The sequence below is a fragment of the Thalassoglobus sp. JC818 genome (genome assembly GCF_040717535.1).
In the GTDB taxonomy this organism is placed as follows: Bacteria; Planctomycetota; Planctomycetia; order Planctomycetales; family Planctomycetaceae; genus Thalassoglobus.
Genome location: NZ_JBFEFI010000001.1, coordinates 1,254,989 through 1,261,985, shown reverse-complemented (window position 1 = coordinate 1,261,985; position 6,997 = coordinate 1,254,989). Strand labels below are relative to the sequence as shown.

Here is a 6,997-nt window from a genome sequence, read left to right as displayed (position 1 = left end):
AACCACTGTTCTTCGTAAGGTCGCGAACAGAAGTTGTAGACAGAGAGAGTAGAGAACCGGATGAGTGGAGCCGCTCTGATTCACTACCCCACTTCGAGTGTTGTGATACCGAAGATTTTGTGATGTGCCAGCTTCGGTGGTGGGCCGAAGTACATTCGAGTGCATCCGAAAACTTCGGTCATCTCATGGGAGTTGCAAAGCTGAACCGCTTCTGGGTTATTATCAGGCACGTCGAGAAAAACCGGTTCTTCCTGAGCTTGCTGTCTTGAAGCCACAAGAAGTTGCTCAGCACTGGAAGCGGCTTCGGCGAACAGCGGACCGATCTTCCAACCGCTGCGACATTTTCTCATCACTGCAAAGCCTTGAAGTTCTTCTCCTCGAATGCACGCAAGTGAAATTGACTGAGGCTGCTTGATCCAGTCATGCAGGAAAGCAGAACGATCGCCCGGAAAACACTGCCGATCCAAATCGGCGATAAGCTGCGGATCAACTTTGGCAAGTGGAACAATGTTCGGATTGGTCACGTCGGCTCGGAGTGGTTCTGAAATTGTGAAGCGGCGATATCTTGTGAATGGAACAAAGCCTCCGCGTTTGTAAAAACCGACCATTGCATCGACCCCATCCAATCCGATCGTTGCATTCTCGTCGAGTCGTTTCAGAAGTTGATCGCGCCGGGCATACCAGAGTTTGCGTCCGTGCTGTTTTCCGCGATGAGTTTCCTCAACGATAAACAGCCCCATGAATCCGAATTCAGAGTTGTGGCGAATAATTGCCCCGCCTCCGCAAAATTCTTGGTCAAGATCGAGCGCCAAGAATCCTTCGGGATCGAGGTTCCAGAACAACTCTGCGTCATGAAGTCCCGGATTCCAACCTTCTTCCGCTGCCCAGTTGATCAACAGGTCAAGTTCGTCTCGCTGCATTGGTCGAATTTTTTCAGCCATGTTTTTTCTTCTTGTTGAGTAATGGATTCCGGAGCGCAGGAAAATCGACTTCGTCGAGATTGCTGTTTCTGAAATTAGTTTATCGCTGAATGGGCCTCGCTGTCTGGGTCTCTCGCATCCAATAGTTTTATCAGGTTCTCGCGATGGAAGAGGGCTGAAGGAAGAATTGCATGGTGCTTCGGATTTCGTCTCAGAAAATGAAATCTCGTAATCCGGTAGGAAAGTGGTGAGTGGAAATGCTCAATCGTGGGATTGAACCAATCCACGAGTTGGAAATGATTGACGGAGAGCGATCAGATTTGGGAGTCTCTCGAGCGATTGATCGTGTCAGAGTTATTCGAAATGGTTTTCTAGAAACTGAACAAGCAATTGGGATGGGTCCCACCCCAACGCTCCTCGAGTGAGTCGGCTGTCAGAAACATTCTTTCGGAGTGGCTTCTCGACACGCTCAAGCAGTCAAAACAACCCAGAAGACTGAAGATGCCATATTCATCATTTCGAGATCGTTCGTTGAACGATGTCTATTTCCGTGCTGTCGCAAACTTCACCTACGACTGGGAGAGTTGGCACGATCCCGATGGAAAGCTCGTTTGGGTCAATGATGCCGTCAACAGAATGACCGGCTTTTCGCCGACCGAATGTCTTCAGATGGAAGATTACCCTCTTCCAATTGTGTTCGAAGACGACCGGACAAAAGTCGAAGAGATGTTACGCTCAGCTGTTGCGGGGGAATCTAGGAACGATGTCGAGTTCCGGATTCGGACGGCTGCCGGAGAAGTTCGGTGGATGGCTGTTTCCTGGCAGCCGATGCACGCTGACGATGGTCAACATCTCGGGATTCGAACAAGTGTCCGAAATATTACGGAGCGGCAAAGCCTGCGCGAACAGTTGAGGCTCTATGCGGAACACCTCGAGCAGTTAGTCGAAGAACGAACGGCTCGGATCGCGACGTTAGAAAAACATCGCCAGCAGATGGAGAAACTGGCAGCACTCGGGGAACTCGCGGCTGGTGTTGCCCATGAGGTGAACAATCCGCTCGCCGGAATTCGCAATGCGTTCGCGCTCTTTCGCTCGAGCATTGATCCGGAGCACGAACACTTCGATCTCTTGGATATGGTCGACCGAGAAATTGAACGCATCAGTTCAATCATTCATCAGATGTATCAACTTTACCGTCGGAATCCGCAACAACCGGTGGATTTTTCTCTCTCGAACACGATCCGGGATGTGCTTTGTCTGCTGGAACCGGTCGCTGGTCGACGAAAGGTTGAGCTGAATGTCAGTCCGCCCGAGGTCACAGAGATTTTGCGTCTGCCTGAAGGGGAGGTGAAGCAAGTTTTGATCAACCTCGTCAGAAATGCGATTCAAGCATCTCCGGTGAATTCAGTCGTGACGATCGCTGTCACTTCTGATTCGAAGTCGACAGAGATCAAAGTCATCGATCACGGAAGCGGGATCGACGAAAAAGTTCTCCCTCACATTTTTGAGCCCTTCTTCACAACCAAAGGAGAGTTGAAGGAAGGGATGGGGTTGGGGCTGGCTGTTTCCAAGACGTTGGTGGAAACAATGGGTGGGACTCTGGAGGTCGAGACTGAGATCGGAAAAGGCAGCACGTTTCGAGTTGTCCTCCCGGCCTTCACGGCCGGGGAACTCTCTTGATCACTGGTCCCGTTGATTTTCCGACGTCTTCAGCGATAGGGTTACGTCAGTCGCTGGACATTGGCTGTTCACAGCGGGCAATTCCAGTTCCGATTCCGGCACATGCGAAAACAGCGTGAGTGTTATGGCTGCTTCAGACGAGTACAAGAAGACCGAGAGAATTCTCATTGCCGATGATGAACCTCTTTTTCTTCGGACGACTGGTGAGCTGCTGCGAAAGTCGGGGTTCGAATGTGTCTGCGTCCCCGATGCAAATTCTGCTCTGGCCGAGTTAGAGAAGGGAGACTTTGATCTCGTTCTCTCGGACTTGAACATGCCCGGAAATCTCAAGTTGGAGTTGCTCCGAAAGCACAGCGACCTTCAACCGGAAATTCCGCTGATTGTCATAACCGGTGTGCCGACTCTGCCATCAGCGATTGAGAGCGTACGGCTTGGGATTGCTGACTATCTGGTGAAGCCTGTTAAGTTTGATGATCTGCTCAACAGTGTCAAAAAGGCTTTGGCCAACAGTCGTCGAACGCAAATCAAGTATCCGCGCGGTCGAACGAAGCCGGCGGAGAAATCGAATCGCATCATTGGTGAGTGTGCGAAGCTGCGAGAACTTCTCGAGATCATCAATCGTGTCGCGACGACTGACGCAAACGTGCTCATCACCGGCGAAAGCGGAACCGGGAAAGAAGTGATTGCGCGTGAGATTCATGAACGCAGTCATCGGAGGGCAGGGCGGTTTCAGGTCATCGATTGCACTTCCGTCCCGGAAGCTCTTTTCGAGTCGATGTTGTTCGGACACAAAAAGGGAGCTTTCACCGGGGCGGTTGATGATGCAGAAGGCTTATTGAAACAGTGCGACGGGGGAACGGCATTTTTCGACGAACTTGGGGAACTTCCTGCTCCGCTGCAGGCGAAATTACTGAGGGCTGTCCAGGAACAGACGTTTACTCCAGTCGGAAGTCATATACCCGTTTCGGTTGATACTCGGTTTGTCTGTGCAACGAACCGAGATCTTGAACTTGAGGTCGCTTCCGGCAGGTTTCGACGGGATTTGTACTACCGATTGGGAGTCATCCATCTGGAATTGCCACCTCTCCGCGACCGTGGAAACGACATTCTTTTATTGGCCGATTATTTTCTCGAAGAGTTACGCCCAGAGGATTCCCCAGCGCTTAAAATAACTGCAGAGTCACAGGCGGCATTGATGTCATATGCATGGCCCGGAAACATTCGCGAACTGCGAAATGTGATGGATCGAGCCATTGCGCTGAGCAACAGTGATGAAATCACAACAGCAGATCTTCCCGAACGAATTCGCAGCCAGGGGAAAATTGACTCCCCGGTTCACGAGGCAGTGCCGATCCTGAAAGCTTCGATTGATCTCGTCGAACCTCAAAGTGAATCGAAGGAAGTCCAGACACGCGAAGAAGCCATCGATCAAGCGGAGCATCAATATCTCGTTGGACTTCTCAAAGCATGTTCAGGAAACGTTTCTGAAGCAGCGCGTCAGGCAAATTTGTCGCGTCAAGGATTACATAAGCTTCTTAATAAGCACGATCTTAAAGCTGCAGAGTTTCGCAATCCCGTTGAGAAAAACGGCGAGTAAATTCAGACTGTCGCTCGCTGTTGACAGTTTGTTGTAATTTTTCTGCTTGGAGTCTGTTTTGCGTTACCGTCTTGGAGTTCTCGAGTCGTTACAATTCATTGTGAATCGTGTCGACAAGACTTTTCTGGACGCGAACAGCGATTGCGTTGGATAACTCAACCCCGTTCGCACAACTCAAGGAGCTGAATCATGATTGCGAAAATGGTTCCGAAAGTTGGCAGGGACAATTCACCAGTTGAGACGCCCGTCTGGCCGCATGCACGTCAATCGGACATCGATCGCCTGTCGAGGGTGTCGCGAGAAAACTACCGTCGCAAGCGGTATTTGACACCTAGTGAATCGTGTGACCGCGAAAACCGCAAGATTATCCAGATGGTCGTCTGGTTCGTTGTGATCACCGTTGTTCCAGCGATTCTGGGTGTTATCGCAGCGATCGCGTATCCTCGTTGGCTGAACTAAACGGTTTTCATCGTTCGTGCGGATTCATTCGACTTCGGCCTCCTCGATGAGGTCGAAGTCGTTGTATTGAGTCCGTGAAGAGGATTTCGAAGAGTGCATGAAATCCTGAGTTTTGAGGCGGTGTCGCCAATCGTTGTCACACACTTGTCTCTGGTTGGCGACACTGTCGATGCGGGCTGACAGCTAATCCCGGATTTCTTCTTCTTACTTGTGCTGCAATTTACATCATCTCGATGGGAAAGCTCATTCCCATTTTTGCTCTGAGAGAGAAGACCAAGACGCGCGCAATCTAAGTTCAAATGAGAAAGGAAGTTTGTCGCTTTGGTGAATTCCCTCGGAATTTTCGAACTCGAATCCGGCCTCGTCCCGGCATCCGCTGGCACGCAGTTCGCAAATTCTGATTCGCAGATCATCGCATCCAGACGAACGTTCGGGCTGGATGGAACACAAAACTTCCGGCGTATTGTCTTCAGGCGTTGTCGCCCGCAGCCTGACACGTTGATGATCAGTCCGGAAAAAGAGGGAAGGATTGTTCAATGAATCGTTTCACTTCGTTGACTCTATCTGCGTTGTTGTTGGCTTTGTTCGTCGCAGCCGATATTGCGGAAGCTCAAGGACGAACAAGATCTGTCGCGGAACGTCGTCAGCGACCGGGACATGGTTTCTGGCAGCGATCATCGAGCTCTGGCCAGACGACAACTCGTTCCAATCGAACAGTGACTCAGCCACAGCAGATGATTGCACCGAGTCGCAACTTCTTCTGGAATCGAAACTATGTCATCTATCCCAATCAGAACGTCAGAACTCGAACGATTGTGACGCAGCCTGCGAAGAGCCAACCCGTCGTCACTCAGCCAGCAGCGACCTCTCCTCAAGTGCAGAAAGAGGTCAAGCAGCCGAGACAGTCGATGGTCTCGAATGATCAAAACCGGAAAGAAGAAGGGGAGCCGGAAACCGTCATCGACTGATCACATTCACCTCCGCGCTCATGTCAGTGATTGATCGTGACCGATTGCTGTGACTCGGAAGACCTGTCAGCAATCACCAGTTCAAAAAGAGCGGGAAGTGGTCAGCGACACTTCGAATTCAGTCAGTCGTTTCATCTGTCCTGCAACGAGAAAGGAGGATCATTCATCTCGCAACTCAATTGAATGCCAAGTGTTGATCCTAGAGAAAGCCTCGCCGAGCCATCCCGGTGAGGCTTTCGCGTTTTATGGCAGAATATGAGACGACCTCAGCACTCAGTTTGCGTGATTCACTTCCGAATTTGTTACCCATGCTGTTTGGTTCTGTTCGCTGATGAACTGGCATTCAGCCGCTCGGAAATCGCGGAGACGGAACTCTTCGTCGCTGAAATTGGTTCGGAATTCTCAGGTTTTTCATCGTCGATTTTGCTTACGTTTGATGGACATCTGTCACCAGAGGGGTACGATCAGCACTTGTTCAATCGAAGTCTTCCCTGGATGACCTGTCCATTGACGAAATGGGGTAGAGATGAGTTCGTCGGAGCCGGATTACCAGTTTCGATCGGCACCGTTGACTGGGCCACTTTCTGATCGCTCTGAATTGCAGCGTTCTTTGGTCCTGGGTGAACTGGCCTATATCGCGTATCTGGACGAAGATAGCGCTCAGTCGACTGTGCGTCCTCTTCAGCTGTTGGAAACGTTATTCGTCGAAGAGGATGGAGCGCAGGCATACGTCTTCAAAACAGAATGGGACTGCATCGTCGCCTGTCGGGGAACGGAACCGACAGAGTGGAATGACCTGAAGGCCGACGTCAATGCGACGATGGCTGTAGCGGAAACAGTGGGCCGCGTGCATCGAGGGTTCAAGCAGGAAGTCGACGACCTCTGGCCACAACTCTTTAAAGAACTCGAAGCGAACCGTAAGACGTTATGGTTCACTGGGCACTCGCTGGGGGGAGCAATGGCCACAATTTGCGCAGGACGTTGCCATCAGGCAAAATTGGACCCTGCTCCAATGGAACTGCACACGTTCGGGAGTCCTCGAGTCGGCAACAAACGCTTCGTTAATTCGGTCCCGCTTACGCACTATCGCTGGGTCAATAACAATGACTTGGTAACACGCGTGCCCCCCATGTGGCTTGGATATCGACACACTGGAAAGCTGATGTACATCGATTCAAACGGTCAGTACGGACGCGTTTCCAAAGCTCAGTATGCTCAAGACTGTTGGAACGGGTTCTGGACAGGACTTAAGAAAGGGGAGTTCGATCTCCTCGCCGATCATTCAATGACCTGCTATCTGGACGGCATCGAAACCGGAATCCGTGCTGAGGATGACCATTCGAGATAGAGGAACTCTGTGGTTATTTTTGCGT

6 protein-coding genes are annotated in these 6,997 nt (G+C 51.0%); 5 read left to right on the top strand and 1 reads right to left on the bottom strand.

Annotated elements, in window-relative coordinates:
• Positions 1-83: 83 nt before the first annotated feature.
• Entirely contained in the window at positions 84-941 is an 858-nt protein-coding gene (locus tag AB1L42_RS04530) for a GNAT family N-acetyltransferase (protein WP_367051668.1), read from the bottom strand.
• Between the two features lie 480 nt (positions 942-1,421).
• Here AB1L42_RS04530 and AB1L42_RS04525 point away from each other — a divergent pair, with 480 nt between their 5' ends.
• The 5 genes from AB1L42_RS04525 (at position 1,422) to AB1L42_RS04505 (ending at position 6,972) form a co-directional block, all read left to right on the top strand.
• Positions 1,422-2,600 carry an ATP-binding protein gene (locus AB1L42_RS04525; protein ID WP_367051666.1) on the top strand — a complete coding sequence of 393 codons (1,179 nt, stop codon included), beginning with the start codon at positions 1,422-1,424 and terminating at the stop codon, positions 2,598-2,600.
• Positions 2,601-2,724: 124 nt separating this feature from the next.
• On the top strand, positions 2,725-4,197 hold the full coding sequence (locus AB1L42_RS04520) for a sigma-54 dependent transcriptional regulator (protein ID WP_367051664.1): 1,473 nt from the start codon (positions 2,725-2,727) through the stop codon (positions 4,195-4,197).
• Positions 4,198-4,386: 189 nt separating this feature from the next.
• Positions 4,387-4,656, top strand: a complete 270-nt coding sequence (locus tag AB1L42_RS04515; protein ID WP_367051662.1) for a hypothetical protein — start codon at positions 4,387-4,389, stop codon at positions 4,654-4,656.
• 536 nt (positions 4,657-5,192) lie between these two features.
• Positions 5,193-5,624 carry a hypothetical protein gene (locus AB1L42_RS04510; RefSeq protein WP_367051660.1) on the top strand — a complete coding sequence of 144 codons (432 nt, stop codon included), beginning with the start codon at positions 5,193-5,195 and terminating at the stop codon, positions 5,622-5,624.
• 526 nt (positions 5,625-6,150) lie between these two features.
• On the top strand, positions 6,151-6,972 hold the full coding sequence (locus AB1L42_RS04505; RefSeq protein WP_367051658.1) for a lipase family protein: 822 nt from the start codon (positions 6,151-6,153) through the stop codon (positions 6,970-6,972).
• The last annotated feature ends 25 nt before the right edge of the window (positions 6,973-6,997 follow it).